This is a genomic window from Clostridium fessum, from assembly GCF_027698965.1.
Classification (GTDB): Bacteria; Bacillota; Clostridia; order Lachnospirales; family Lachnospiraceae; genus Otoolea; species Otoolea fessa.
On sequence record NZ_JAQEQF010000002.1, the window covers coordinates 214,186 to 241,007 of the forward strand.

At 49.6% G+C, this 26,822-nt stretch carries 19 protein-coding genes; 4 read left to right on the plus strand and 15 right to left on the minus strand.

The genetic code is table 11. The annotated features are described in order from the left end of the window. Window positions 1-4: 4 nt before the first annotated feature. Both ylxM and PG862_RS03735 read right to left on the minus strand, forming a co-directional pair. Entirely contained in the window at window positions 5-346 is a 342-nt protein-coding gene (gene ylxM, locus PG862_RS03730) for a YlxM family DNA-binding protein (protein WP_118472371.1), read from the minus strand. Window positions 347-506: 160 nt separating this feature from the next. Beyond that, complete coding sequence (locus tag PG862_RS03735; protein WP_118672867.1) at window positions 507-1,871, minus strand: MATE family efflux transporter; 1,365 nt, start codon at window positions 1,869-1,871, stop codon at window positions 507-509. 245 nt (window positions 1,872-2,116) lie between these two features. Here PG862_RS03735 and PG862_RS03740 point away from each other — a divergent pair, with 245 nt between their 5' ends. Then, window positions 2,117-3,199, plus strand: coding sequence for a M24 family metallopeptidase (locus tag PG862_RS03740; protein WP_368044207.1), 1,083 nt, complete (start codon window positions 2,117-2,119; stop codon window positions 3,197-3,199). Between the two features lie 169 nt (window positions 3,200-3,368). Here PG862_RS03740 and gatB read toward each other — a convergent pair whose 3' ends face one another. The 4 genes from gatB to aspS form a co-directional block, all read right to left on the minus strand. Beyond that, entirely contained in the window at window positions 3,369-4,805 is a 1,437-nt protein-coding gene (gene gatB / locus PG862_RS03745) for an Asp-tRNA(Asn)/Glu-tRNA(Gln) amidotransferase subunit GatB (RefSeq protein ID WP_270706540.1), read from the minus strand. Between the two features lies 1 nt (window position 4,806). Then, window positions 4,807-6,282 (minus strand): Asp-tRNA(Asn)/Glu-tRNA(Gln) amidotransferase subunit GatA, encoded by a 1,476-nt coding sequence (gatA, locus tag PG862_RS03750; RefSeq protein ID WP_270706542.1) that lies wholly within the window; start codon window positions 6,280-6,282, stop codon window positions 4,807-4,809. A 41-nt stretch (window positions 6,283-6,323) separates the two neighbouring features. Beyond that, window positions 6,324-6,617 (minus strand): Asp-tRNA(Asn)/Glu-tRNA(Gln) amidotransferase subunit GatC, encoded by a 294-nt coding sequence (gene gatC, locus PG862_RS03755; protein WP_106999925.1) that lies wholly within the window; start codon window positions 6,615-6,617, stop codon window positions 6,324-6,326. A gap of 75 nt (window positions 6,618-6,692) precedes the next feature. After that, window positions 6,693-8,024, minus strand: a complete 1,332-nt coding sequence (aspS, locus tag PG862_RS03760) for an aspartate--tRNA(Asn) ligase (protein ID WP_270706544.1) — start codon at window positions 8,022-8,024, stop codon at window positions 6,693-6,695. Window positions 8,025-8,932: 908 nt separating this feature from the next. On the opposite strand from aspS, the gene PG862_RS03765 reads away from it, so the two are divergent. Both PG862_RS03765 and purF read left to right on the plus strand, forming a co-directional pair. Continuing rightward, window positions 8,933-11,032 carry a glutamine synthetase III family protein gene (locus PG862_RS03765; RefSeq protein ID WP_270706546.1) on the plus strand — a complete coding sequence of 700 codons (2,100 nt, stop codon included), beginning with the start codon at window positions 8,933-8,935 and terminating at the stop codon, window positions 11,030-11,032. Between the two features lie 174 nt (window positions 11,033-11,206). After that, complete coding sequence (gene purF, locus PG862_RS03770; protein ID WP_118293519.1) at window positions 11,207-12,631, plus strand: amidophosphoribosyltransferase; 1,425 nt, start codon at window positions 11,207-11,209, stop codon at window positions 12,629-12,631. Window positions 12,632-12,875: 244 nt separating this feature from the next. On the opposite strand, the gene codY is transcribed toward purF, so the two are convergent. From codY to PG862_RS03805, 7 genes are all read right to left on the minus strand, one after another. After that, window positions 12,876-13,673, minus strand: a complete 798-nt coding sequence (gene codY, locus PG862_RS03775) for a GTP-sensing pleiotropic transcriptional regulator CodY (RefSeq protein ID WP_022360247.1) — start codon at window positions 13,671-13,673, stop codon at window positions 12,876-12,878. Between the two features lie 143 nt (window positions 13,674-13,816). Then, a complete protein-coding gene (gene topA, locus PG862_RS03780) occupies window positions 13,817-15,886 on the minus strand; it encodes a type I DNA topoisomerase (RefSeq protein WP_270706549.1) in 2,070 nt (689 codons plus the stop codon). Window positions 15,887-15,895: 9 nt separating this feature from the next. Beyond that, window positions 15,896-17,128, minus strand: coding sequence for a DNA-processing protein DprA (gene dprA, locus PG862_RS03785; RefSeq protein WP_243101256.1), 1,233 nt, complete (start codon window positions 17,126-17,128; stop codon window positions 15,896-15,898). A 102-nt stretch (window positions 17,129-17,230) separates the two neighbouring features. Then, window positions 17,231-18,874 carry a YifB family Mg chelatase-like AAA ATPase gene (locus PG862_RS03790; protein WP_270706552.1) on the minus strand — a complete coding sequence of 548 codons (1,644 nt, stop codon included), beginning with the start codon at window positions 18,872-18,874 and terminating at the stop codon, window positions 17,231-17,233. 342 nt (window positions 18,875-19,216) lie between these two features. Next, a complete protein-coding gene (locus PG862_RS03795; RefSeq protein WP_106999931.1) occupies window positions 19,217-21,529 on the minus strand; it encodes a xanthine dehydrogenase family protein molybdopterin-binding subunit in 2,313 nt (770 codons plus the stop codon). Next, on the minus strand, window positions 21,526-22,002 hold the full coding sequence (locus PG862_RS03800; protein WP_107000403.1) for a (2Fe-2S)-binding protein: 477 nt from the start codon (window positions 22,000-22,002) through the stop codon (window positions 21,526-21,528). Before PG862_RS03800 ends, PG862_RS03795 begins: the two co-directional genes overlap by 4 nt. Window positions 22,003-22,061: 59 nt before the next feature. Continuing rightward, window positions 22,062-22,925 (minus strand): FAD binding domain-containing protein, encoded by an 864-nt coding sequence (locus tag PG862_RS03805; RefSeq protein WP_118683732.1) that lies wholly within the window; start codon window positions 22,923-22,925, stop codon window positions 22,062-22,064. Between the two features lie 148 nt (window positions 22,926-23,073). Between PG862_RS03805 and PG862_RS03810 the strand changes: the two genes are divergently transcribed. Beyond that, a complete protein-coding gene (locus tag PG862_RS03810) occupies window positions 23,074-24,198 on the plus strand; it encodes an NTP transferase domain-containing protein (RefSeq protein ID WP_270706555.1) in 1,125 nt (374 codons plus the stop codon). 146 nt (window positions 24,199-24,344) lie between these two features. Here the strand turns inward: PG862_RS03810 and PG862_RS03815 are convergent, their stop codons facing one another. Beyond that, window positions 24,345-25,742, minus strand: coding sequence for a uracil-xanthine permease family protein (locus tag PG862_RS03815; RefSeq protein WP_106999933.1), 1,398 nt, complete (start codon window positions 25,740-25,742; stop codon window positions 24,345-24,347). A gap of 145 nt (window positions 25,743-25,887) precedes the next feature. Next, a complete protein-coding gene (locus tag PG862_RS03820) occupies window positions 25,888-26,811 on the minus strand; it encodes an alpha/beta hydrolase (protein ID WP_118468608.1) in 924 nt (307 codons plus the stop codon). Window positions 26,812-26,822 lie beyond the last annotated feature (11 nt).

Genomic DNA, 26,822 nt, shown 5'->3' on the forward strand with positions numbered 1-26,822 from the left:
CGCATTATAAATCCAATATCTCGTTTGAGATTCGCCCGATTGCCTCAATCAGCGCCTGATTCCGAGTCCGGCTGAATTCTTCCGTCAACCGATGAATCTCAGTTACTTTTTCCTTGGTTTTCTGGAACTTGGCAATCAGCCCAAGCTTTTCCTCATAACCAAGAAGTGTACGGTCACAGCGCCGGATCAGATCATGCACACCCTGACGGGTAATGCCCTGTTCATCTGCAATCTCACTGAGGGATAGATCGTTAAATACCACATCCTCATATACACTTTGCTGATGCTTTGTCAGGAGTTCTCCGTAGAAATCATACAAAAGACCCTGTTCAACAATTTTTTCCATTCCTCATCACCTGTGTTATCATACACGATAATCTAATTGGTGTCAAGTATTTTTTCTTTACACGAATCAGATTATCAAACGAATTATTTTTTATGCTGCTCTGTCTGTGTTTTCTTTCAAAAACAAGCAGATTAATGATCGCATTGCATCGTTTCAAATTCTATCCCCGCACCGGATGACCGTCTTCCTTCGGCAGTTTCTTCGCCGCCCGCCAGAAGCAGATCATATGTGCCGTCGCTGTGACCGCCCAGGAGATCGGGTACGACAGATACAGGATCGCCAGCGACCGCTGCGCTGCAAATATGGTAAAGATCCAAATCACCCGCAGTCCGCAGGCGCCGGTCAGAGAGACAAGCGTCGGCAGGATCGAATACCCAAGTCCGCGGATGCTTCCGACCATCGTATCCATCATGCCGCACAGGAAATACGTCGTACAGATAATCGACATCCGGAGCAGTCCATAGGAAATAACGTCGGCATCTTCTGAATATACCTGCAGCAGCCACGGACCGCCGAGGTATGCTGCAAATCCAAGCACCAGTCCTACTGTCACAACGACACCCTGGCAGGTGGCAAGAATCTTTTTGATCCGCGTATATTTCTCCGCTCCGATATTCTGGCTCGTAAAGCTTAAATTGGTCTGATACAGTGCATTCATCGAGGTATACACAAATCCCTCGATATTCTGCGATGCCGTGTTGCCTGCCATCGCGATCGAACCGAAGGAATTGACGGACGACTGAATCAGTACGTTGGAGATCGCAAAAATCGCACCCTGGATACCAGCCGGAAGACCTACCTTTATAATAAGAAGAAGTTTTCTCCGGTTGACTCCCAGCCTGGAAAGCGACAGCTTCATCGCGCCCTCTGAATGCATCAGGCAGCGGATAACCAGAAATGCGGAAATACACTGGGAAATCACGGTTGCCAGCGCGACACCCGCTACGTCCATCTGGAGCTGGGTAACAAAGAATATGTTCAGTGCTGCATTGATAACTCCTGCCACGGTCAGGAAATACAGCGGACGTTTCGTATCGCCGATCGCGCGCAGGATCGCACTTCCGAAATTGTACACCATCGTTGCCGGCATACCGGCAAAATAAATCCGCATGTAGATCGTCGATTTATCGATGACATCGTCCGGCGTCCCCATCAGTTCCAGCCAGAAACGTGAGGTAAACAAACCCAAAAAGACCAGAAACAGCCCGCTCATCAGGCTGACCGTGATCGCCGTATGGATTGTCTCGCTCATGTCGCGGTCATTCTTCGCACCATAATAGCGCGCTACCAGGACATTCGCGCCGATCGACAGACCAATAAAGACGTTAATGAGAAGATTAATAAGGGAACTGGTCGAGCCGACTGCTGCCAGAGACTGGCTGCCTGCAAAACGTCCCACCACAATCACATCCGCCGCATTAAAAAGAAGCTGAAGCACGCCAGAAAGCATCAACGGAATGGAGTATGTAAGTACCTTTCTGAGAATCGGGCCATTGCACATATCCATTTCATAGGATTTCGCCATGTTTTTTTCCTTTCGTATCCAAAAAAAGTCCTTTCATTTTTCAAAGGCTGGTCAGTTGATACTATTCTACCCCCTTTCCATACACTTTTCAAGCGTTCTTTTATCGTTGACTTTTTCTCAGCGCGTCTTATAATAAAAGCAGCTAAATTGTGACTGTGAAGGTACTGAACAGTTACGATAAATTTATGGCGTAAACTGTCCGGCATCTTCACAGTTACAGCCACTCTATTTATAAGGAGGACATCATGATGAACACACAGCGACTTGATAAAATTTTGAAAAAAATGGAGACAGAGGGACTCGATCAGATGATTATTTCCGATCCATATGCGATCTATTATCTGACGGGTCGCTTTATTGATCCGGGTGAACGTCTGCTGGCACTTTACATTAACCAGTCCGGCAAGAATAAGATCTTTATCAATAACCTCTTTACCGTTCCGGAAGATCTGGGCGTAGAAAAATTCCGCTTCTCGGATACAGACGATTACCTGACTCCTCTGTGCGACTGTGTTGAGGCAGGCAAACCGCTCGGTATTGATAAAACATTTGCTGCCCGTTTCCTGATTCCGGTCATCGATCATTCGGGCGCTTCCTCCTACAAGGTCAGCTCCATCTGCATCGATGAAGTCCGTGCGTGCAAGGATGACGAAGAACGTGAAAAAATGCGTGCGGTTTCCGCAATCAATGATAAGGCGATGGCACAGTTCCGAGGTCTGATCCATGAGGGCGTGACTGAGGAAGAGATCGCTTCCAAGATGTTAGATATTTATAAGAGTCTCGGTGCAGACGGATATTCCTTTGAACCACTGGTTGGCTTCGGTGCAAACTGCGCGCTTGGACACCACGGTCCGGACAACACGGTTCTGAAAGAGGGCGACACCGTCCTGTTTGATGTTGGATGCAGGAAGGATGGCTATTGTGCCGATATGACACGTACTTTCTTCTATAAAAAAGTACCGTCTGAGAAGCACCGCGCTATTTATGAGACCGTCCGCCGTGCAAATGCTGCCGCAGAAGCAATTCTGAAACCGGGCGTTCCGCTCTGCGAAGTCGATAAAGCTGCCCGCCAGATCATCGAGGATGCCGGATATGGTCCGAACTTTACCCATCGGCTGGGACATTTCATCGGTCTGGAAGTACATGAGTACGGCGATGTTTCTTCTGCGAACACCAAGGTCGCTGAAGTTGGCAATATCTTCTCCATCGAACCAGGTATTTATGTAGAAGGCGAAGTTGGCGTGAGAATCGAGGATCTGGTGCTGATTACTGAGGATGGATGCGAAATTCTAAACTCCTTCAGCAAGGAGCTGGATATTGTAGAGTAATCACATCGCATCATTTATAACACGATTATAAAAAAGAAACTGTTACAGATGTATTTCTGGTAATTCCGATTACAAATCACGAGTCATCCAGAAAGCCAGCATCTGTAGACAGTTTCTTTTTAGTTTTCTTTAAAAGCTAATTATAATTTTCATTTATAAAAAGGCGTTTTTACGCGTTCAGCTTCTCCGTCATCATTTCATTCACTTTACCCGGATTTGCCTTGCCCTTCATCGCTTTCATCACCTGACCAACCAGAAATCCAAGTACCTTTGTCTTTCCACTCTTATACTCTTCCACCGTCTTCGGGTTTGCGGCGAGTACATCGGAAACTGCCTGTTCCAGGGCACTGTCGTCATTGACCATGCCAAGTCCGTGTGCATCGACATAGGCGGACGGATCGACATCTTGCTCGAAAACAGCTGTAAATACTTCTTTTGCCGTGTTGTTATTGATCGTTCCGGTATCGACCAGATCGATGAGCTGTGCCAGATGCATCGGGGAGAACCACAGGCTTTCAGCGTCCTGTCCTTTTTCCTTGAGCAGGCGGCTTGCCTCGCCGATCAGCCAGTTTGCCGCTTTCTTCGGTTTCTGGCAGATGGTAGTGGTCTTTTCAAACATATCCGCCATTTTCTTAGACTCAGTCAGGATGCGGCTGTCATATTCAGACAGACCATATTCGCTCTGGTAACGTGCCATTTTTTCTGGCTGCAATTCCGGCAGGGCGGCGCGGACAGATTCCAGCCACTCATCGCTGATGCAGACCGGCGGAAGATCCGGATCCGGGAAATAACGGTAATCTTTCGCATCCTCTTTGGAACGCATCGCATAGGAGTATTCCTTGTTGTCATCCCAGCGTCTCGTCTCCTGGATGACCTTCCTGCCCTCTTCCAGCAGCTCAATCTGGCGGGTGCGCTCACCGTCGATCGCACGGGCAATCGCCTTGAAAGAGTTCAAGTTCTTCATCTCGGTTCTCGTACCAAATGTCTCACTTCCCACCTCACGGACCGATAAGTTGACATCGGCACGCATCGAACCTTCCTGTAACTTACAATCGGATGCGCCCAGATACTGTACCAGCAGGCGCAGGCGTTCGAGGTAGGCAATAACCTCATCAGCACTCCGCATATCCGGCTCAGAAACGATCTCGATCAACGGCACGCCGCTTCGGTTGTAATCAACCAGCGAGCAGTCTTCCCACTCGTCGTGGATCAGCTTTCCGGCATCTTCCTCCATGTGAATTTCATGAATACGAATTTTCTTTTCACCGGCAGGCGTATCGATCGGGATATAACCGTCGTGGCAGATCGGGAGATACAGCTGGGAAATCTGATAGTTTTGCGGGTTGTCCGGGTAAAAATAGTTTTTCCGGTCAAATTTACAGAACTGGTTGATACCACAGTTTGCCGCCAGACCGACAGACATCGCGTATTCAACGACCTTCTTATTTAAAACCGGCAGAGAACCCGGCATACCGGTACAAACCGGGCAGGTATGAGTATTTGGTTTTGCTCCAAATTCGGTGGAGCAGCCGCAGAAAATCTTGGTTTTCGTCGCCAGCTCTACGTGTACCTCCAAGCCGATGACTGTCTCATATTCTTTCTTCATCTTATCTGCCCTCCTTGTCTGTTATAACCGGAAGCTTCCATGCACCTCTCGCCTTTTCGTATGCAGATGCCGCGCCAAACAGCTTCTTTTCCTGGAAGCAGTCTGCGATCATCTGAAGCCCGATCGGAAGTCCTTTCGAATCCAGCCCGCACGGAACTGAAATGCCCGGAAGACCTGCCAGGTTGACCGAAACAGTATAAATATCGCCCAGATACATCTTCATCGGATCGGAAAGGCTGTCGCCCAGCAGCGGTGCCGTGGACGGCGCTGCCGGTCCCAGAATGACATCGTATTTCTCAAACGCCTTGTCAAATGCCTGTTTAATCAATGCTTTTGTGCGGAGTGCTTTCAGATAATATGCATCGTAGTAGCCGGAACTCAAAACGAACGAACCAAGCATGATACGGCGTTTTACCTCTGGTCCAAAGCCCTCGGAACGGCTCTTTTTATACATTTCATGTAAATCTTCATATTCCGGTGTGCGGTAACCGTACTTCACACCGTCAAACCGGGACAGGTTGGAGCTTGCCTCCGCCGATGCAATGACGTAATATGCTGGAATCGCATACTCAACCATGCCTAAATCAAAAAACTCTACTTCTGCCCCGCGTTCTTTTAACGCCTCAGCTGCCGCCAGAACAGCTTTTTTTACATCTTCATCGAGTCCTTCGCCCAGATAATCGGACGGGATTCCAATCTTCATCCCTTTTACCTCTCCGGTCAGGGCAGCGGTAAAATTGTACGCCTCCCGCTTGACAGAGGTGCTGTCCTTTTTATCATAGGAAGCGATCGTTTCCAGAATTGCCGCGCAGTCTGCGGTATCTTTCGCAATCGGTCCAATCTGATCCAGCGAGGAACCATAGGCGATCAGACCATACCGGGAAACCGTTCCATAGGTCGGTTTGATGCCGGTCACGCCGCAGAAGGAACTTGGCTGGCGGATGGAACCGCCCGTATCTGAACCAAGAGCAAAAAAGGTCTCTCCCGCTGCGACAGCCGCACACGAGCCACCGGAAGATCCGCCCGGTACATGCTCTGTATTCCACGGGTTTTTCGTCGGTCCAAACCAGGATGTCTCGGTCGTACTTCCCATCGCAAATTCATCCATATTTGTCTTGCCAAGCAGAATCGCACCGGCTTTTTTGAGGTTCAGTGCTGCCTCCGCTGAGTACGGAGGTACAAATCCCCTTAAAATTTTGGAACTGCACGTTGTCTCAATTCCCTCTGTACAAATATTATCCTTGATCGCCATTGGAACGCCCGCCAGCGGTCCGGTCAGGGTGCCATCGTCAATCTGTTTCTGGATCTCATCCGCCTGTGCCAGTGCTGCCTCCTCGGTCAGCGTTACATAAGCATGAACTGTATCTTCATATTTATGAATCCGTTCCAGAGATGCCTGTACCGCCTCCCGGACGGAGATTCGTTTTTCTTTAATTTCTTTTCCCAGCTCCAGCGCTGTTAATTCTGAAATTCCCATCCTGATTTCCTCCATATCGCTGCTTATATCTCTAATTCTTTTTACTCCACTGTCCTCGGCACCTTGTACTGTTTTTCTTTCTGCTCTGGTGCATTCGAAAGCATCGCATCTGATTCATCTCCATTTTCCACGACATCTTCGCGGAACACATTGTGAATGTCAAAGACATGCGACATCGGTTCTACCTCCGAAGTATCAAGCTGATTCAGCATATCGATATACTCAAGCATCCGGCTCATGTCGCTTTTCGCTGCCTCTTTTTCCTCTGGGGAAAGGGAAAGCTTTGCTAAAATACCAACATAATCAATCATTTCATCGTCTATTTTCACTGCCATAAGTTCTGTTCCTTCCTATTATAATATGTGTTATGGACAAGCTCTTTGTTTCATAGGAAATTGCGTCCTGTCACGTTACGGTACCAGACGGCTCATATCTCTCGGGAAGAGCGAAACCTCACGGACATTCTCCTCTTCAAGCAGCTGCATCGTCATACGTTCCAGACCGATACCGAGTCCGCCGTGAGGCGGCATACCGTGTTTGAAGGTGCTTAAATACTGTTCCATTCCCTCGGTATCCATACCGCGTTTTTCAATCTTCTCCATCAACTCGGTGTAGCTGTGGATACGCTGTCCGCCGGTTGTGACTTCCAGTCCACGGAATAAAAGGTCAAAGCTGAGTGTTACTTTCGGATCTGTCGGGTCATCCATCGCATAGAATGGACGCTTCTTGGATGGATAATGGGTGACAAACACGAAATCGGCACCGTACTCTTCTTTAAAGTAGCGTCCAATCAGGTGTTCTTCCTCCGGCTCCAGATCGTATGGGTTTTTGATCTGGGTTCCATATTTTTCGGAGGCAAGGCGTTTCGCCTCGGTAAAGGTCACTGCCGGAATCTTCTCTACTTCCGGAAGTTTGACTTTAAGGATTTCCAGCTCCGTGGAATATTCCTTCTTTAAAATTTCCACCATATGCTGAAGAAATCCGGTTTCCATCGCCATGATATCGGTAAAATCATCGATATATCCCATCTCAAAATCCAGTCCGGTATATTCGTTTAAATGACGTTTCGTGTTATGCTTCTCCGCACGGAACACCGGACCAACCTCCATCACACGGTCAAACACGCCGACCATCATCTGTTTGTAAAACTGCGGACTCTGCGCTAACACCGCCGGGCGGTGAAAATAATCGAGTTTAAAGACGTTTGCTCCGCCCTCGGCTCCTTTTGCTCCGATCTTCGGAGAATGAATTTCCGTAAATCCTTCTCCATGCAGGTACTCCCGGAATGCCCGTGCGACTCCTTCCTGGATTCTGAAACGTGCGCGCTCCCGCAGGTTGCGGAGTGTCAGAGAACGCATATCCAGTTTGGCTTCCAAGGATGCGCTCATTTTCCATTTTGATACGGCAATCGGCATCGGTTCTTCCGGTTTCGAGAGGATCCGAACACTCTTTAAACGAAGTTCCATGCCTCTCGGCGCCCGCTCTTCTTTTCGGAGGACACCGGAAACTTCTACGAATGTTTCTTCTCTTAATTCAGCAAAATCCGCGTCGGTCACACCTTTTTCATAGACAGTCTGCAGCACGCCGTCACGTTTCCGGAGAATCACAAATGCGATATCGCCCATGTTGCGGACACTCATGATCGCGCCGTTTACCTTTACTTCCCGTCCTTCCATACCGTCTGCAAACACGGCTGCCAGATCCAGCACTTCTTTTTCCTTTTTACCTGTCATAAATTCCATCGCTGTTTCCTCTCTTTCTCTGCTTTTTGATATGTCCGGGACGGGAATAATGAAAAAGAATGTGCCTTGGCACATTCTCGCGCCGAGCGCGGTCGCTTGCGACAAACTACATCTTCGCGCGAGTGCGCATCATTGGCACGTTAGTGCCTTTTTTGTAATAGGGGATTCCAAGGAATTTCCTATTACAAAAAAAGTCCCGGAATGACGTTCACTCACATCATTCCGGGACGGGATATTCCCGCGGTACCACCCGCATTTAAAAAGAAACGATTGTTTTTCTTTTTACTCTTTTGCTGCTTAACGCGCAGTCACGTGATGACCTACCTGCGGCGGCTGGCGGGGTGTCCAGTGTCACTCTCAGTCATCCGGCTCCGGAGTGTTCCCTATTGTCCCGCTCCCTCCTGACACGGCTCTCAGCCGGTGACCGCGTCTTTCTGTCGGATTCTTCGAAACAGAGTCTCCATCTTTGCCTTTTAAAAAAGTGGGCACGAATACCATGATTATCATGGCATCCTTGCCCACCCCGTTGGATTCAATTTTTTATGTTCAAACTATAAACTATTTTTCTGAGTTTGTAAAGAGGTTTTTTAATTTTTTTCACGCAGTAATTCTGTATGGAATATGTCGGCTTCGCTGACCAGTATCACGCGCCAAGTCTCACAGATGTTCGACTTGAATAGAAGAAATCTTGTACAATATTCTCCCTTGAAACATTTTTTCAAAATTCGTGTGCAAATTGTATTGACATTCAGAATTTTTCGTGTATACTACTACACATAAAAGCAAGGGCGCTTCGAGATGATCGAGGTGCCCTTTTCTTTATGTAAAATGTGTCAGAGCACATTCATCTTACGTAGATTTAATCATCACAAAATCGCAGACATAAAACCTGAAAGGAGACATGAGTTATGAAAAAAAACATCCCTGAACTGTATGGAAGTCTTGTATTCAACGACAAAGTCATGAAAAGCAAATTGCCGCGAGATGTTTATAAGGCACTCCGCAAAACGATTGAAAATGGCAGCCATCTGGATCTCGATATTGCAAATGCAGTCGCAGTTGCAATGAAGGAATGGGCAGTTGAAAATGGTGCAACTCACTTCACACACTGGTTCCAGCCGATGACCGGCATCACTGCTGAGAAGCACGACAGTTTCATCAATCCGGTTGGCAATGGCGAAGTTATCATGGATTTCTCCGGCAAAGAGCTGGTAAAGGGCGAACCGGATGCATCCAGTTTCCCATCCGGCGGACTTCGTGCCACCTTTGAGGCAAGAGGTTATACAGCCTGGGATCCAACCTCCCCGGCATTTATTAAAGATGATACACTCTGCATTCCGACCGCATTCTGTTCCTACAGCGGCGAGGCACTTGATACCAAAACCCCTCTTTTGCGTTCGATGGAAACCATCAACCGCGAGGCGCTGCGTGTCCTGAAGCTCTTCGGAAATGAAGATGTGACCCGCGTTGTCTCCACCGTTGGTCCGGAACAGGAGTATTTCCTGGTTGATAAAGAACTGTTTAATAAGAGAAGCGATTTGAAGTTCTGCGGAAGAACTCTGTTTGGCGCACCAGCTCCGAAAGGTCAGGAAATGGATGACCACTATTTCGGCGCTCTCCGTCCGAGAGTTTCCGCTTTCATGAAAGAACTGGATGAAGAGCTCTGGAAGCTCGGTATTCCGGCAAAAACCAAACACAACGAGGTAGCTCCGGCGCAGCATGAACTTGCCACCATCTACACAACTACCAATGTGGCAGTTGACAATAACCAGCTCACTATGGAAATCATGAAACGTGTGGCAGAAAAACATGGTCTTGTATGCCTGCTCCATGAGAAACCATTTGAGGGCATCAACGGAAGCGGCAAACACAACAACTGGTCTTTATCGACCAACACCGGCGAAAACCTACTTGATCCGGACCGTGATCCGGCAAAGAACTTACAGTTTCTTCTCTTCCTGTTCGCAACGATCAAGGCAGTCGATGTCTACGGCGATCTGCTCCGCGTATCAGTTGCAACTGCCGGAAATGACCACCGTCTGGGCGGCAACGAGGCGCCGCCAGCTATCGTGTCTATGTTTATCGGCGATGATCTGAAAGCAGTTCTCAATATCGTGGAAAAAGATCTGGAGTCTGAGGCAAAAGAAATCCAGACGATGAAGCCGGGCGCAAAGGTTCTGCCACACTTTATCAAAGATACGACCGACCGCAACCGCACTTCTCCGTTTGCCTTTACCGGCAATAAATTCGAGTTCCGTATGCCAGGTTCCGCTCTCTCTGTATCGGAACCGAACATTGTCATCAATACAGCCGTAGCTGAAGTTTTAGGCGAATTTGCAGACCGTCTGGAAGGTCTTTCAGGCAAGGCTCTGGAGGCAGAAATCCATCTGCTCTTAAAGGAAGTGCTGCGTGATCACCGCCACATCGTATTCAACGGCAACGGTTACACCAGCGAATGGGTAGAGGAAGCTCACAAACGCGGACTCTTCGACCTGCCGAGCTGCGCAGAGGCATTTCCGCGCCTGATTGCTGAGAAAAACGTAGAACTGTTCCTGAAACACGGCATCTACACCAAGGAGGAACTCTTCTCCCGCTACGAAATCAAGGAAGAGAACTACATCAAGACCATCAACATCGAGGCAAAGACGATGCTTTCGATGATGAAGAAGACCTTCCTGCCGTCCGTCCTCTCCTACTGCAAGGAGCTGGCTGAAACCGCCGCAAAGACAAAAGCAATCCTGCCGGACGCACCGATCAGCGCCGAGAGCAAACTGCTTGAGAAGCTGTCCGGTCTCTACACCGAGATTTCCGAGAAAACCGAAGCACTGGCAGAGGCTGAAAAAGCGGCAGAATCCATGGAAGATAATATCGAGAAGGTTACATATTTCCACTATACGATTCTTGCCAAGATGGATGACTTGAGAAGCAGCGTTGATACCGCAGAAGCCCTGATTCCGGATTCCTTCCTGCCGTATCCGACTTACGATGAACTGCTGTTCTCCGTATAATCTGACATGTCAATATTATGACTTGATTGAAAAATCGAGAAAAATGTGTTATGATTTGGCTGCAAAATATTGGTATATTGTCTTTTATACTGATATTTTGCAGTCAATTTTGGGTTCTTATCCCTGTTATTTTCTTATCATTCAGGTATCTTGAATACAAAGGAGGTTTATATCATGAGGGAGTCACTCACATACGAAACCGGGCTTCGTGAGGAATGCGGCGTATTTGGAATGTTTGACCTGGAGGGCGGCGATGTTGCCAGAGATATGTACTACGGACTCAGCGCACTCCAGCACCGCGGTCAGGAGTCATGCGGCATCGCAGTCTGTGACACGAACGGCCCAAAGGGCGTTGTCAACTGCTACAAAGGGCTGGGACTTGTCAATGAGGTATTTCATGAGGAGACGTTAAAACGCCTCGGCGGCAATCTGGGAGTTGGTCATGTCCGCTACTCCACAACCGGTTCTTCTACCATCGAAAACACACAGCCACTGGTACTTAAGTATTTTAAGGGAACACTCTGTCTGGCGCACAACGGAAACCTGGTAAATGCGTTTGAGATGCGCCGCCAGCTTGAAGAAACCGGCGCAATCTTCCAGACGACGATGGATTCAGAGGTAATCGCGTTCCACATCGCCAGAGAACGTCTGGCTGCCCCGACCGCTGAAGAGGCAATCAAACGGACCGCGGCAAAAACACGTGGCGCTTATGCCCTGATTATCTCCAGCCCGCGCAAGCTGATCGGTGTTCGTGACCCATTTGGTCTGCGTCCTCTCTGCCTCGGCAAAAAGGGAAATGTCTGGATCATGGCATCGGAAAGCTGTGCCATCACCTCGGTCGGCGGCGAATTTATCCGTGATATCGAACCGGGTGAGATCGTGACCATCACCCGCGACGGCGTTTTTTCTGATAAAAGCCTGCAGCAGGAAAAACGGGCGCACTGCGTTTTCGAATACATCTATTTTGCCCGCCTCGACAGCCACATCGATGATGTGAGCGTCTATGAGGCTAGGCTGCGCGGCGGCGCTGCTCTCGCACGTTCCTTCCCTGCCGATGCCGACCTCGTCGCCGGTGTACCGGATTCCGGTCTGACCGCCGCGATGGGATATGCGAAGGCATCCGGCATTCCATATGAGATTATTTTCCATAAAAACAGCTATGTCGGCAGAACTTTCATCAAACCGACCCAGGAAGAACGCGAAAATAGCGTCCGGATCAAGCTTAATATTCTGGAACCGGCTGTCAGGGGAAAACGCATTGTCCTCGTCGATGACTCCATCGTGCGCGGTACGACGATGAAAAACCTGATCCGCATGCTCAAAAAAGCCGGGGCGAAGGAGGTTCATGTGCGCGTCAGCTCCCCGCCATTCCTCTTCCCCTGCTATTTCGGCACCGATGTCCCCTCCAATAAACAGCTCATCGCCAGCAGTCATTCCGTCGAAGAAATCTGCCGGGAGATCGGTGCGGATTCGCTTGGATATATGCCGGTTGAAGATCTCGAGGAGATGGCAGGCGGACTGCCGCTCTGTACGGCATGCTTCACCGGAAACTATCCGATGGATGTGCCGGATGGGGAGATTAAGGATGCATTAGAATAAATATTTCGCAAATGAAAAAGAATGTGCCTTGGCACATTCTCGCGCTGAGCGCGGTCGCTTGCGACATGTTTCTGCTTCGCGCGAGTGCGCATCATTGGCACGTTAGTGCCTTTTTGTGTAATAGGGAATTCCAAGGAATTTCCTATTACATAAAAAAGGGCTCTCACCGAGTCCTTTTTTATCCCTCACACTTTTTCACGTTTTGTCAAAACTTTTGTTTTTGTTTAAAATGTCTTATATGTTTTTATACATTGGATGACGGACGGTTGTTCTGCGCTTTTAACGCTTTCAACTCGTCAAATACAACATCGTTCAGAACCTTAATGTAGGTTCCCTTCATACCGGACGAACGGGACTCAATAACGCCTGCACTTTCAAACTTGCGGAGTGCATTGACGATAACGGAACGGGTAATGCCGACTCTGTCTGCAATCTTGCTGGCTACCAGAATGCCCTCGTTGCCTTCCAGCTCATCGAAGATGTGGGTAATTGCTTCCAGTTCGGAGAAGGACAAGGTGCTGATCGCTGATTTAACGATCTGGATCTTTCTTGTCTCCTCTGCATTCTCCTCGTTGACAGAACGCATCATCTCAAGTCCGACAACAGTGGTTCCGTACTCACTCAGGATGATATCGTCGATGTCGTACTGTGCATCTGATTTGTAGATGAACAGAGTACCCAGTCTCTCACCGGATATATCAATAGGCGTGATGATCGCCTGATACTTCTTCACGTTCTCCTCGGCGAATCCCAATGTGGCAAGGTTGACATTTTCCTTCGTTGACAAAACGCTTAAAAGGCGTTCATTCAACATACGGTCAACAAAACCGCCGACCTGATCCTTGATCAACTCTTCGATCTCATCCACACCCTCATGAATCGCAACTCCGAGTACTTTACCTTTCTTGCTGATTACGAGAATATTGGATTCCAGTATGTCACTGAGGACTTCACAAATGTCATTGAACACAACCTTATGAGAATGGTTGTTGTGCAATAACTTATTAATTTTTCTAGTTTTGTCCAGTAATTGAACGCTCATTTTACCAGTTACCTCCTTTGCCTTTATCGTAAATTAGAATTCGATCCTAACCTGTAAGAATTGTAACACGATTTTCGTATAATAGCAAGAGTTTTTCTGTATTTTTCATTTTTTTTAATAATTAATATCTATTTCAAGAGTTTTTATGAGTTTTTTACAAAACCGCAGGCTTCGTTAGAACAAAGAAGCTTATTTCCCTTTTCGAGCATAATATGTCCACATTTCGGACACATTTCTTTTGACGGTTTCTGCCAGGTCATAAAATCGCAGTCCGGATTATTTTCGCAGCCGTAATATCTTCTGCCCTTTTTCGATTTACGGATGACAATCTCACCACCGCATTTCGGGCACTTCACGCCGATCTTTTCCAGGTACGGCTTCGTGTTTTTACAGTCTGGGAATCCCGGGCAGGCAAGGAATTTGCCGTGCGGGCCATACTTAATTACCATGTTGCGCCCGCACTGGTCACAGATCACATCCGTCACCTCGTCAGCAATCTTGACGCTCTCAAGCGTCTTCTCCGCTTCTTTAACCGCCTTGTCAAGATCCGGATAAAAGTTTTCGATAACAGTCTTCCAGCCGATCGTGCCGTCCCCGATGCTGTCGAGCAGGTACTCCATATTTGCCGTAAACTGCAAATCGACGATGGATGGGAACGCCTTCTTCATCATCCGGTTGACTACCTCGCCAAGCTCTGTCACATAGAGGTTCTTATTTTCCTTCGCTACATAGCGGCGCGCGATGATTGTCGTGATGGTCGGTGCATAGGTACTTGGCCGTCCGATGCCCTGCTCTTCCAGCGCCTTGACGAGCGACGCCTCTGTATAATGTGCCGGTGGCTGTGTAAAATGCTGTGCCGGTTCTAACTGGTTTAAATCCAGCTTCATGCCTGCTTTCAGCGACTCGTTCAGAACGCCGTCGGTCTCTTTATCCTCGTCCTGTGAATAGACGGACATGAAGCCGTCAAATTTGATTTTGGACGCCGACAGGGTGAAAAGCTCCTCTCCGGCTGCTACCTTGACGGAGGTTGTCTCGTAAACCGCCGGGCGCATCCGGCTCGCCGTGAAGCGCTTCCAGATAAGCTGGTACAGACGGAACTGGTCTCTGGAAAGCTGTTCTTTTACCTGTACCGGCGTCAGTGTAATGTCGGTCGGACGGATCGCCTCGTGTGCGTCCTGGATCTTGGCATCTGATTTTGCCGCCGCCGGCGCCTCGGACACGTAACTTGCCCCAAACTGGTCGCCGATATAGCTTCTCGCCGCCGCATCTGCCTCTGCCGCGATGCGGGTGGAATCGGTACGCAGGTAGGTGATCAGACCGATTGTGCCGCGTCCCTTGATATCCACGCCCTCATAGAGCTGCTGGGCAAGGCGCATCGTCTTCTGCGTTGAGAAATTCAGCGTCTTGGATGCCTCCTGCTGCAGCGTACTGGTCGTAAACGGGATCGGCGCCTTCTTCACGCGCTCGCCCAGCTTCACATCTCGCACTTCGTACTCACAGCCCTCCAGACGCTTCATAAGCGCCTCCACTTCCTCTTTGCTGTGAATTGCCTTCCTGCCGTCCTTATCGCCGTAATAATGGGCGGTCAGCTTCTTTCTGGAGCCATGTACGTGGAGCTGTGCATCCAGCGTCCAGTATTCTTCCGGTATAAACGCATTGATCTCTTCCTCACGGTCGCAGATCATACGCAGCGCGACCGACTGCACACGACCGGCGCTGAGTCCTCTCTTGACCTTCGCCCAGAGAAGCGGGCTGATGAGGTAACCCACCATACGGTCGAGCATACGTCTCGCCTGCTGTGCATCCACCAGATTTTCATCGATGGCACGCGGCTCTTTTAAAGATGCCTTGACGGCGTTTTTTGTAATCTCATTGAAACTGATACGGTAAACCTTTTTATCTTTCTGTTCATCCAGCTTTAATGCTTTCATCAGGTGCCAGGAGATCGCCTCTCCCTCGCGGTCCGGGTCAGTTGCGAGATAAATCTTATCCGCTTTTTTAACCTCTTTACGAAGACGCGCCAACACATCGCCCTTTCCCCGGATGGTGATATACTTCGGCTCATATCCATGCTCTACGTCCACTCCCAGCGTGCTCTTAGGGAGGTCGCGCACATGACCGCCGGAGGCGTCCACCTCATAGTTGGAACCCAAAAATTTTTTAATTGTCTTGACTTTCGCCGGAGACTCTACAATAACCAGATTTTTTGCCATAACAGACCTCTATACAATCTTCCTAACGTAATATTGATTCATTGGCTGCAGGATCAATCCCTGCATTTCCAGATTTAAAAGCGCAGTCATGCATTCCCCTGCTGTCACCCCACAGCTTTTCATGACCGCTTCCAGATGTTTCGGTTGTGAATCTAGGCAACTATACACCATTTTTTCCGACTTGGCAAGTGCATTTACTGATTTTATTGTTTTTTTACAAGAATTTTTACATTTTATATGGAAGAAATCCAACACATCCTCCGGTTTCGTCACGATCCCCGCTCCCTGTGCAATCAGCCGGTTGCAGCCCTCACTGAGCGGATCGATGCGCCGTCCCGGCAGCGCAAATACCTCTTTTCCCTGCTCCAGCGCCAGATCCGCCGTAATCAGGGAGCCGCTTCTTTTTCGTGCTTCCACGACCAGCACCAGGTCGGAAAGTCCGCTGATGATCCGGTTCCGGATTGGAAAATGGGATGCCGTCGGCGGTACACCCGGTCCATATTCTGACAATATGCCGCCTTGTTCACGGATGCGCGCATGCAGTCGGATGCCGGATGGCGGATAACAGGTGTCAATCCCACAGCCCATCACGGCATACGTCAGTCCGCCGCCATCCATCGCGCCCTTATGCCCCGCCTGATCGATCCCCAGCGCCATGCCGCTCACTACCTGCACGCCGTTTTCTGCCAGAATCCGGCCGAAATACTCTGCCTCCTGTCGTCCATACGGCGTACAGCTGCGCGCCCCGATGACTGCCGCGGATGGTTTCGCATCTTCTGGAAGCATTCCACGCACAAACAGCCACATCGGTTTATCATAGATATGCATCAGGCGCTTCGGATATGCCGCCTCACCGCACAGAATGAAACGTACCCCCTGTTCCTCCAGCCTATCGTATTCTTCCACGCGCTGTTTGAAGAGCAAAACCGCTTCCTCCAGCCCCTTTTTCACAGCCTTTCCGAGAAAGGAACATATAAACGGATCCAGTTTCTTCCTATTATATAAAACCCGCTCATAGATTCCCTCAAAACTGCCGCAGGATTCATATAATTTAGCCGCCGTCACCGCGCCGATTCCATCCACTCTCGATAACCAGTAGGCATGGATGCGCTCACGGTCGGAATACTGCATATTTTCTGTCAGAGGCACTTTTTTATGCGGCGGTTCCTGTGTTTTTCCATATAGTTCCTGCATAGAAAGCTGAGCATTCTGTACATTGCTCTCTTCTTTTCCTATTTCCATATCTTTCCCCCTATATATGTCAGATCGGCTGCCTTTTACCATATAACAATTACAACCCTTGTTAAACTTTTTATTCTTTCGATCTTTTAGACATGCTTCTTTTCAGAGACTCCCCCAATATTTTTTTTCAAAACTCCGGAATCCAATCGCCTCCGCCAACTGCGTCCGCCCGATCTCCGCCTGTCCATCCAGATCGGCAAGTGTGCGCGCTACTTTTAAAATCTTTCCGTGTCCCCTGGCACTGATTCCCTGCTGCCGTTCGACCTTTTCCAAAAATACCGCATCTTCCCCGGATAGACGGCAATACTCTTCGATCTGGCGGCGGGTCATCTGGCTGTTGTAGGAGATAGATTCGTCTGCAAACCTCTTTTCCTGTCGAGCGCGCGCCTCCATGACGCGGGCGCGCATGACAGCGGAGGAATTCCTCTGCTCTGTCTGTGGAAAACTCCCCTCATCTATGCTCTTCTCTGCAGCCATCATCCCCAAATCCTGCCGCGGTACTTCCACCCCAATATCGATCCGATCTAAAAATGGTCCCGAAACGCGGTTCAGATACCGGCGAATCTGGGTTGGAGTACAACGGCATTTTCCCAAATCTGGGAAAAAACCGCATTTGCAGGGATTCATCGCCGCCGCAATCATCGTTTTTGCCGGAAATACAACCGTCTGGTTGAGACGGGAAACCGTGATGCTTCCTTCCTCCATCGGCTGACGCAGCAGATCCAAGATTTTCGGCTGAAACTCCGTTAACTCATCTAAAAAGAGGGTTCCATAACTGGCGAGTGAAATCTCCCCGGGCTTCGGATTTCGTCCTCCGCCTGCCATCGCCTGGGCGGTCGTGCTGTGATGCGGGCTGCGGAACGGACGCTGCAAAACCAGCGGTGTGTCTGGCTTCAGGAGACCGCAGATACTGTATATCTTCGAGACTTCAATGCTTTCCTCCAGCGTAAGCGGCGGCAAAATTGTCGGAATACGCCGAGCTGCCATCGTTTTTCCCGTTCCAGCCGGCCCGATATAGAGAATGTTGTGACGCCCCGCTGCTGCCGCCTCGGTTGCCTGCCGCACCAGCGGAAGTCCGACGATCTCATCAAAATCGACGTCAAATTCTTCCTGTCCCGCCTGAAACAGCTCTGGTGTGAACCATTGTCCGTGAATCTGTTCCGGATGCTGCAGGCACCCCGTCAGCGCTTTCACATCCCGGACTCCGACGATCTCGATTCCATCCACAGCCCGTCCCTCCTGTACATTCTCTTCGGATAGAAAAACCCGTTTCATTCCGCAGCGGCGCGCTTCATAGACCATCGAAAGAACACCGGTCAACGGCTTGATGCTGCCGTCCAAACCCAGTTCACCGATAAACGCCCATTGGTCCCAATCCGGTGCAGAATTGTTCTCCTCATCTTCCATCCCATCCATTTCCGAGCAGGTTTCATCCGTCTTTCTTATTTTTGCCTTTTCACCCTGTTCCCACAAGCACCTCAAAATTCCTGCCGCGATCGCCAGATCACACCCCGTTCCCTCTTTCCGCACCCCGGCTGGCGATAAATTGACTGTGATCCGCTTCGGCGGCAGGCAAAACCCCGCATTCCGAAGTGCGGTCCGAACGCGCTCCTGCGCCTCCCGCACCTCCTCCGCCAGGTAGCCCACCATAACAAAACTCGGCAATCCGTCGCTCACATCAACTTCCACCGTGATCCGGTAGCCATCGATGCCGCGGGTGCTGAAACTGTTTATTTTACTGAACATATATTTCCCCCTATTATTGATTTTTTACCTTGCCTTGTATTTTTCATATCATACAGGTTTAAAATTTGAATATTTTTAACGATATCCTGAGATAAAAGAGATTCTACTTGAATTTGATTTGAAATTAAAATAAATAGATTTGAATCATGAAATCAGATTTACCAGACCTAAAATAGATATTCACTCTTTCATTATATATAGACCTGCGGCAGAATGCAAGCCAAAACAGCTTAGAACTATGACACTAATTAATTGACATTGTGCGCACACAAAAACAAAAAGCTGCAGCAAAATGCTAACATATAACATTCTGCTGCAGCTTTTTGTTTTTAATCTATCTCTTTAAATAAAATCTTCTCCCAGCTTCTCTGCCGCCGCGCGTGCAATCTGCTCCGGCGTGATCGGAAGCTCATAGAATCGTTTTCCGACTGCATTGTACACCGCATCAGCAATCGCCGGAAGCGGCGTGTTGATAACAATCTCGCCGATCGACTTTGCTCCGAACGGACCAGATGGCTCATAACTGCTCTCAAACTCAACGTTTAAATGTCCATAGTCAATCCGGGTCGGAATCTTATACTGCATCAGGGAATTTTCACGCACACCCCCCTGTGCATTGCGGGTAATATTTTCCGTCAGCGCCATGCCGATTCCCTGCATCAGACCGCCCTCAACCTGCAGGCGGGACAGATTCGGATTGATCGGTGTACCGCAGTCTACCGCTGCCGCATAATTAATAACGCTGGTTTCGCCTGTCTCCATATCAATCTCAAGCTCAACCGCACCTGCCATAAACGGAGGCGGGGAAATGTGAGCGGTTCTCGACTCGGTTACCTCCAGCGGAATTTCATGCCCGTACATGGATGCCGTTGCGATATCAGCCAGAGCGATCTTCTTCGTCTCATCCCCGGCTTTTTCGGTTGTGAATACCTCTTTTCCGTCAAATTCCACTGCATCCGCCGGGACGCCCAGAAGCTCTGCGCCCAGTTTACAGATCTGCTCGCGCAGGCGCAGCGCACACCGTTCGGTCGCTTTTCCGGTCAGATAGGTCGTACTCGATGCATAAGAGCCCGAGTCATACGGGGATGAATCCGTGTCCGCGCCCAACACCGTGATTGCGTCAATTGGGCATTCCAGCACTTCCGCCGCAATCTGCGCCAAGATCGTGTCACAGCCGGTTCCCATATCTGCCGCTCCGAGCGACAATGTATAGAACCCTTCGTCGTTGACTTTGAGACGGGCACTTCCGACATCCATCGCCGTGATTGCCGATCCCTGCATCGCCATACCCATGCCGACGCTGCGGACCTTGCCATTGCCCATGTCACGCACCGGATATTTGTCTTCCCAGCCGATCATCTCACGCACTTTTTTTACACAGCGGTCGAGTGCGCAGCTTGTATTAACCTGATTATAATATGCTGGCATCAGATCGCCCTCTTTAACCATGTTTTTCAGGCGGATCTCAAAGCGATCCATCTGAATCTGGTCTGCCAGCTCATTGACCGCCGACTCGATCGCGAAAAGTCCCTGTGTCGCACCATAGCCACGGTACGCGCCTGCCGACATGATATTCGTATAGACAACATCGCTGATAAAGCGGAATGCTTCAACACTTCCATACAACGGGATCGATTTGTGTCCTGACAGTCCAACGGTTGTCGGTCCATGCTCGCCGTAAGCACCGGTATTGGACAATGTGTAAAGATCGATGCCGCGGATCGTGCCGTCCTTCATCGCGCCCAGACGCACATGCATCTCCATCTCATGGCGCGGCGAAGACGCCGTCTGTGTCTCCATCCGGCTATAAATCAGCTTCGACGGTTTTTTCGTCATCCAGGTAACGAATGCCGGATACACTTCACAGACCGCCGTCTGCTTCGCACCAAAACCCCCGCCGATTCTCGGCTTGCTCACGCGCACCATCGACTTCGGGATATGAAGCGCATTTGCCACGATTCTGCGGCAGTGAAACACGATCTGCGTGGAACTTAAAATATTTAATCTTCCGTAGGTATCGATCGAACAATAGGTACGGAATGTCTCCATCATCGTCTGCTGGCACGGCTTTGTGTGGTATACATGGTCAATCACGATGTCGCAGTCCTTTAAAACCGCCTCGACATCCCCGTTGCCGCACTCATCGTGCGCGCAGAGGTTGCGCTTGTTGTCTGCGCCGACCGGAGCAAGACTTTCCCAGTTGTCCTCTGGGTGAACCAGGATCGGGTTGTCCTTTGACGTATGGAAATCCAGAACCGGCTCTAAGACTTCGTACTGTACCTTGATCAGGCGGAGTGCTTTATCGACACATTTTTCATCTTTTCCTGCTACAATCGCCACAATATCGCCCTGAAAACGGACATGGCGGTCGATCAGGAGACGGTCATACGGGCTCGCCTCCGGGTATGTCTGCCCCGCCTGTGTGTAGCGCTTTGCATCCTGCGGCACATCCTCCCAGGTATAAATTGCCTCGATGCCCGGAACTTTCATTGCGATCGCAGTGTTGATCGTTTTTACCATCGCATTCGCATACGGGGAACGCAGAAGTTTGACGATCAGGCAGTCCTGCGGCGCCAGATCATCCACGTAAACCGGCTGTCCGGTTACCAGCTGCATCGCATCTTTTTTTCGTACAGAAGTATTGACTACTCTCATTCTGCCGCCTCCTTCTGTTTTTCTCTCTTCCAGTCTAAAAATGCCAGAATGCCGCGAAGCTGTCCTTCATAACCGGAACAGCGGCACAGGTTTCCTGCCAGATATTCGCGGATTTCATCCTCCTCCGGGAACTCTTTTTCCCGGAACAGCGCCAGCGCATTCATGATAAAGCCCGGATTACAGAAGCCGCACTGTTCGGCTCCCTGATCGGCAATGAATGCGCCAAATTCTTTTGCCTCCTCCTGGAGCCCTTCCAGCGTCGTCACGCTGTGACCGTCCGCCCGCGCCGCCAGCACGGAACAGGAAAGCACTGGTTTTTCATCCAGAAATACGGTACAGAGTCCGCAGTTTGCCGTCTCGCAGCCGCGCTTGACACTGTAACAGCCCTGACTGCGTACCAGATCAATCAGAAGCGTATCCGGTTCAATCTCCGGGGAAATCTTCGTTCCATTTAGAGTAATCGTTATCTGCATCATATGTGAATCTCCTAATATTCATACTGTTATACGATCATTTTATTGTCCTATTTCGTTTAGCACTCTTCCAGCACACGCACCGCCCGCTTTATCAGAACACCGGTTAAATGTTTCCGGTATTCGGCGCTGCCGCGCATATTTGAAGACGTCTGAACCTGATCACGGACCCACTTTGCAAGACAGGCTGCTTTCTTCCCGGTCTGCGCCTTGTCCTGATTTTCTCTGATATTGGCATCCGCATCTGCTTTTGTTTCAGCCTTTTGCTTTTCCTCTATAAGCGCCTGTATTGTCTCCGCTGATGCCTCGAACAACACAGCACGCCCCGGACGCGCACCGATGCTAAAACGATATGCTCCATCCGCCCGTTTCGCCGCCGCACAGGTCAGCACTGGAAAATCAGTCTGCGTATTCCGCACGGACTGATAGTGATATACGGCTTTGTCTTTATGGACAATTAATTTGACTAAAATGTCCCGGCCGCCGATCTGTTTTGCAAATTCCACCAACGGCATCCGTCCAGCTTTGTAAAGTTCCACTTCGGTGTCCATCGCCAGGAACATCGTCAGGACATCTGAAAATCCAAACCTGCCATAGATACTGCCTCCGACTGTCGCCAGGTTCCGAAGCTGCACGCCGACGATATGACGCACCGACTCGCGCATGGCACCGTCTGTGTATGCCGCCAGTCCCGGATGTTCTTCCAGCTGGCGCAGGGTAACCATCGCACCGATCTCAAATGTATCCTCAGTCTCCTCTATCTGATCCAGCCCCAGCCCTGAAATATCAATCGCGGTTCCTACATTGCCCCGGCTCATCTTCAGCCAGATCATACCGCCTATCACCCGGTTCGCTTTTTTCTGATTCAGCTCCCAGGCTTCCTCCAGGCTTTCTACCCGTTTATATTCTCGAATCGTCATCATAGGTTTTTCCTCTTTTTCATCTATTTCTTAAATAACAAAATTATCCATCTTTTATTATAGCATAAAACATGGTATAATTCCGTTGTTATTTTTAAAATACAACGAGACCACTTTTTCCAGAAAAGATTAGGAGGATTTGACAAAAACTATGAAACCATCCATCCGTACCTACCTCTGCAACGACGAAAACCATCGTTTCTTTGGCGAAGGTCCTCGTCAGCTTCTTCATGCCATCGATGAAACTGGCTCGCTCCGCTCCGCCGCTCTGTCCATGAATATGGCGTATACAAAAGCACTTCGGATTATCCGCTCCGCCGAAGCCACGCTTGGATTTCCACTGACCGTCCGCACCACCGGCGGAAAAGGCGGCGGAGGCAGCCAGATGACGGCGGAGGCGAGGGAGTTTCTAGCTAAGTATGAGGCATATCGGGATGCATGTACGGAGAGTGGGCAACAGTTATATGAAGAATTTTTTTGCAGGCGGAAATCTGTTTTTTTCTCTTCTGGAACACAAACGCCCTCTTTCACTTGTTTGCAAAATTCAAACGATGTCCGGATCGCCTGCATCATCATGGCCTCCGGTCTTGGAAAACGTTTCGGCTCGAACAAGCTCATGGCTTCGTTCCACGGTGCTCCGCTCATCCACTCGGTTCTGGATGTGACCGGTTCTGTTCCGCTCTTTGCCGATCGTCTCGTTGTGACGCGCTCCCGGGAGGTTCACGATTACTGTCAGTCCCTGGGAATTCCGGTGCTGATTCATACACTTCCCAATCGGAACGAGGCGCTCTGCCTGGGACTTACACACATGTTAAAAAGGCACCCGGATTTATCAGGCTGTCTCTTTGCACTCGGCGATCAGCCGCTTCTGCGTCCACGGACACTGGAACGGATATGCCGGCGCTATCTCGAATGCAAAATATCACCAGGTCACTCTGAATCTGTTTTCCCAGATTCTGATTTTTCCATTTTGAAATCAAAATTGCCTCAGAATTCAGGAATTGCAGAAAAATCACCGATCGTACAGCTCTGCAGCGTCCAAATGACGGCTTCTCCCGAACCTTCCGTCTCAACCACCGTCGGAAGCCCGATTCTCTTCGACCGGGCATATTTTGACGAACTGCTCCATCTGCCGGAAAAAGCTGGCGGAAGCCATGTTCTCCGCCAGCATCCGGACGTTGTCCAGTATGTGACTGCCGAAGTGCCGGAGGAATTGATGGATGTAGACACGCCGGAGGAGCTCAAACGCCTGGAGAATCTGGTAACAATCGAATAAAACTATAAGGACTGACATCACACATGCAGCATGATGCCAGTCCCTTTTTATCAATCTACGTATCACTTTCAGCCATACATTCCATATTTTATAGATGGATCTTATATTTTTATGTACCTATAACCTTTTTCTAATCTTCCTATTTCTTACGCCTCATCCTTCGGCAGCAGCACATTCAGGATAATCGCCATGAAAGCTGCCGGAACGATACCAGATCCGCCGAATACAAGCTGAATTGCTTCCGGCATCTTGGAAAGGATGGTTGCATGTGCACCCATGCCGTAACCAACACCCAGTGCAACAGAGACGATGGTCAGGTTGCGTGAAGTCATCTTCTCTTTCGTGATAAGCTGAATACCGCTAACTACGATCGAAGAGAACATCATAACCGCTGCGCCTCCCAGTACCGACTGCGGCATGATCGAAACGATCGCACCCAGCTTCGGAATCAGACCGCACAGAATCAAGAATACCGCGCCGGTTGCAAGTGCCATGCGGTTGACTACCTTTGTCATCGTAACCAGACCTACGTTCTGGCTGAACGAAGTGTTCGGAAGAACACCGAACAGCGCCGCAATACTGGAACCAAGTCCATCGCAGATAACACCGCCGGAAAGCTCTTTATCGGTCGCCTCACGGTCCATACCGCCCTCAACGACACCGGAAATATCTCCGACCGTCTCAACAGCGGTTACAATAAACATGATAAGAACCGGCAAAATTGCGCGCATATCAAAGACAATTTTAACCGGGACGATCGGCGGAATGCTGATCCAGCTCGCCTGTGCTACCTTATCCCAGTTTAATACCCATGCTTTGGTATATTCGGTTCCGTCCGCTGCAATGCCCGTGTGCGGAAGCACCAGACCCATGATGAATGCTACAGCATAACCGGCAATAATTCCGACCAGAATCGAGGAAGAACTTAAATATCCCTTCGTTCCGTGCTTCACTGCCAGAATCACAATCAGGACAAAAATAGCAAGCAGCATATTTTCCATGGAACCAAAGTCCTGCGCCGAGCTGCCGCCGCCGAAGGAATTGACGCCGACCCCGATCAATGACAGACCAATCGAAAGAACGACCGTACCTGTTACGACCGACGGGAAAAATCGGCGAAGCGGCTTTAAGAAGCATCCAAGCACACTCTCGAACAGACCGCCGATGATCGAAGCACCCATAATGGCGCCGTACGCTAAAATACCGCCGCCCATCGTAGCCGCCACGCTGTTGAATACACCGATGAAACCAGAGCTGGTTCCCATGATAATCGGAACCTTGCCGCCGACCGGACCAACCGAAAATAACTGCAGCAGCGTGATCAGTCCCGCCACCAACATCGCATTCTGCAAAAGCTCGATCTGCAGCTGTGCCAGATCGTTTCCGCCCGTGATACCACAGGCGCCTGTGATGATCAGAAGTGGTGTCAGGTTACCAACAAACATCGCAAGCACGTGCTGCAGTCCCAGCGGAATCGCCTGTTTTAACGGCATCTTCGCCTCAAACTCATAGGCAGGTCCCGTAAATTTCTTTTCATTTTCCATAGATTTTCTCTCCCTGTACCCAATTTAAAACTACCTTTTTACACAGTTTCCAAAACATTCTCAATTATAAAAAAAAGCATATGAACTGTAAAGATTGTTTTTTCATTTGTATATTATTTTTCATTAAGTAAGTTATAAGTATTACTTATAATTTACTTACCCAGTCCACAATATCACCAAATACCTCTTCCCGGTTGATCTCATGAAACAGTTCATGCCTTGCCCCCGGATAAAGTTGCATCGCCACATTGGTACATCCGGTTTCTTGCAGATCTTCCATCGCGCGCCGCACACCGCGTCCGCCTTCTCCGACCGGGTCCTCCTCTCCCGATATCAGCAGAATCGGCAGATTTTTCGGAATTCCATCAAAGCCTCTCTTCCGCTTCAAATCCAGCATGACCTGGAAAAAATCGACGAATGCCCCATCAGTAAATAAAAACTGGCAGTATGGATCCGCCTCGTATTTTTCATCCTCCTCCGTCACGCGCGACAGCCATTGATGTTCCGTTTTTCCTTTTTCAAAATAGTGGTTATAGCTTCCAAGAACCAGCTGGTGCAGCCGCTCATTTCGTCCATTTCTTCCTTCCAGCCACGCTGCCGCTGCCACGACGGTTCCGCCCAGCCACAAAAGTGGTTCCGGCTGGCTTCCGGTTCCCATGAAAATTGCGCCGTCCAGCCATTCTCCATAATGCGTGATAAAACGGCGTCCAAAAAACGAACCCATGCTGTGCCCCAGAAGAATATGCGGAATGCCCTGAAACTTGTGTTTCGCAAAACGTGCCACCTGCGCCATCGCACCGTTCACGCGGCGGACACCATTTTTCTCCGCGAACTCGCCTAATTCCCCTGGTTTTGCTGTCCGTCCATGTCCCGGATGATCGTGCCCGATGACCGCAATCCCCGCCCGGTTCATCGCCTGTGCAAATTCTTCGTATCTGCCAATGTGCTCGATCATACCGTGCGCCACCTGAATGACCGCCCACGGTGTTTCCTCCGGCTCCCAGCAGATGCCATGGATTCTGCCGCTCCCATCCTGAAATGGAATATAAAAATCTTTGCCCTGTGCCATCCTGATTTCCC

Bases quoted from the DNA above. Each gene is read 5' to 3' on its own strand.
- ylxM (WP_118472371.1), bottom strand. From the start codon at position 346: ATGGAAAAAATTGTTGAACAGGGTCTTTTGTATGATTTCTACGGAGAA.
- PG862_RS03735 (WP_118672867.1), bottom strand. From the start codon at position 1,871: ATGGCGAAATCCTATGAAATGGATATGTGCAATGGCCCGATTCTCAGA.
- PG862_RS03740 (WP_368044207.1), top strand. From the start codon at position 2,117: ATGATGAACACACAGCGACTTGATAAAATTTTGAAAAAAATGGAGACA.
- gatB (WP_270706540.1), bottom strand. From the start codon at position 4,805: ATGAAGAAAGAATATGAGACAGTCATCGGCTTGGAGGTACACGTAGAG.
- gatA (WP_270706542.1), bottom strand. From the start codon at position 6,282: ATGGGAATTTCAGAATTAACAGCGCTGGAGCTGGGAAAAGAAATTAAA.
- gatC (WP_106999925.1), bottom strand. From the start codon at position 6,617: ATGGCAGTGAAAATAGACGATGAAATGATTGATTATGTTGGTATTTTA.
- aspS (WP_270706544.1), bottom strand. From the start codon at position 8,024: ATGGAATTTATGACAGGTAAAAAGGAAAAAGAAGTGCTGGATCTGGCA.
- PG862_RS03765 (WP_270706546.1), top strand. From the start codon at position 8,933: ATGAAAAAAAACATCCCTGAACTGTATGGAAGTCTTGTATTCAACGAC.
- purF (WP_118293519.1), top strand. From the start codon at position 11,207: ATGAGGGAGTCACTCACATACGAAACCGGGCTTCGTGAGGAATGCGGC.
- codY (WP_022360247.1), bottom strand. From the start codon at position 13,673: ATGAGCGTTCAATTACTGGACAAAACTAGAAAAATTAATAAGTTATTG.
- topA (WP_270706549.1), bottom strand. From the start codon at position 15,886: ATGGCAAAAAATCTGGTTATTGTAGAGTCTCCGGCGAAAGTCAAGACA.
- dprA (WP_243101256.1), bottom strand. From the start codon at position 17,128: ATGGAAATAGGAAAAGAAGAGAGCAATGTACAGAATGCTCAGCTTTCT.
- PG862_RS03790 (WP_270706552.1), bottom strand. From the start codon at position 18,874: ATGTTCAGTAAAATAAACAGTTTCAGCACCCGCGGCATCGATGGCTAC.
- PG862_RS03795 (WP_106999931.1), bottom strand. From the start codon at position 21,529: ATGAGAGTAGTCAATACTTCTGTACGAAAAAAAGATGCGATGCAGCTG.
- PG862_RS03800 (WP_107000403.1), bottom strand. From the start codon at position 22,002: ATGCAGATAACGATTACTCTAAATGGAACGAAGATTTCCCCGGAGATT.
- PG862_RS03805 (WP_118683732.1), bottom strand. From the start codon at position 22,925: ATGATGACGATTCGAGAATATAAACGGGTAGAAAGCCTGGAGGAAGCC.
- PG862_RS03810 (WP_270706555.1), top strand. From the start codon at position 23,074: ATGAAACCATCCATCCGTACCTACCTCTGCAACGACGAAAACCATCGT.
- PG862_RS03815 (WP_106999933.1), bottom strand. From the start codon at position 25,742: ATGGAAAATGAAAAGAAATTTACGGGACCTGCCTATGAGTTTGAGGCG.
- PG862_RS03820 (WP_118468608.1), bottom strand. From the start codon at position 26,811: ATGGCACAGGGCAAAGATTTTTATATTCCATTTCAGGATGGGAGCGGC.